1 protein-coding gene is annotated in these 1,306 nt (G+C 46.6%); it reads right to left on the bottom strand.

The genetic code is table 11. From position 1 onward, the window contains the following. Positions 1-33 precede the first annotated feature (33 nt). Complete coding sequence (locus tag R7190_RS25565) at positions 34-1,242, bottom strand: IS256 family transposase (protein WP_031848002.1); 1,209 nt, start codon at positions 1,240-1,242, stop codon at positions 34-36. Between the last annotated feature and the right edge of the window lie 64 nt (positions 1,243-1,306).

The raw sequence follows: 1,306 nt of genomic DNA, 5'->3' as shown, positions 1-1,306 counted from the left end.
GACCCTGTAAATAATTCTGTGTAACTGTCGGGGTTACATGTATTCAGTGAGTCGGTCTTCGAACATAATCATAAAGCGGTTTAGAGCTTGTCGCCAGTTTCTAATCGGCATCGTCCACTTCTTGGAAGCATCTCGGATAGCCAGGTAGATCACCTTTCTAGCTGACTCATCCGTTGGGAAGAGCTTGCGCTTCTTAATCGCTTTTCTAATAACGCTGTTGAGGGATTCAATGGCGTTAGTCGTGTAAATGGCTCGGCGAATATCCTCAGGGTAGTTAAACAGGGTGTTGAGGTTGTCCCAATGCGCCGTCCAAGAGCGACTGATTTGAGGATACTTACTATCCCATCGCTCAGAGAACTGCTCTAGAGCCAGCAGAGCCTCATCTTCTGTGGCTGATTGGTAGATTTTCTTCAGGTCAGTCGTCACCGCTTTGTAGTCTTTCCAAGGGACGTACTTGACCGAGTTTCGCACCATGTGGACGATACAGAGCTGTATTTGCGTTTCTGGGAATGCAGTATTGATAGCATCGGGAAAGCCCTTGAGTCCGTCAACACAAGCGATAAGGATGTCTTTCACCCCACGGTTTTGAAGCTCAGTCAGCACATTAAGCCAGAATTTGGCACCTTCCGTTTCAGAGAGCCACATACCGAGCAGTTCTTTTTGGCCTTCCATGTTCACGCCTAACGCAAGATAGACCGCTTTATTGATGACTTGCTTGTCTTGACGCACCTTAACCACAATGCAATCGAGATAAACAATGGGATAGATTTCATCGAGAGGTCGCGACTGCCATTCAATCACTTGTTCAAGCACTGAGTCGGTAACCTTTGATATCAGCGTTGGTGAGACGTCTGCATCATACATTTCCTTGAACGTTGCGACGATTTCACGTGTGGTCATGCCTTTCGCATATAGGCTTAATATCTTGTCGTCCATGGATTGGAATCGAGTTTGGTGTTTGCGGACGAGTTGAGGTTCAAAGCTGGCTTCACGGTCGCGAGGGACGTCGATATCGACTTTTCCATCATCGGTGATGATTGATTTACCCGAGTAGCCATTGCGGGAGTTGGAGCTGGTTCTGGGTTGGTGTTTTTGATATCCAAGGTGCTCATCGAGTTCAGCGTTTAACGCCGTTTCAACGGTCACCTTGGTTAACATTTTACGGAAGTCGTCCAGATCAGATTCTGTTTTAATTGACTTCGCTGCTTCACGAGCAAAAGCTTCAAGTGCTTTCTTATCCATATTGTCCATCCTTAGCCTTTAAGGCTTAAGTCTAGACAGTTACACAGAATTCGGGACACTCTCA

It is taken from the genome of Vibrio sp. 1078-1, from assembly GCF_033340475.1.
The sequence above is the reverse complement of the archived record's forward strand: the minus strand, read 5'-3'. Positions and strand labels throughout refer to the sequence as shown.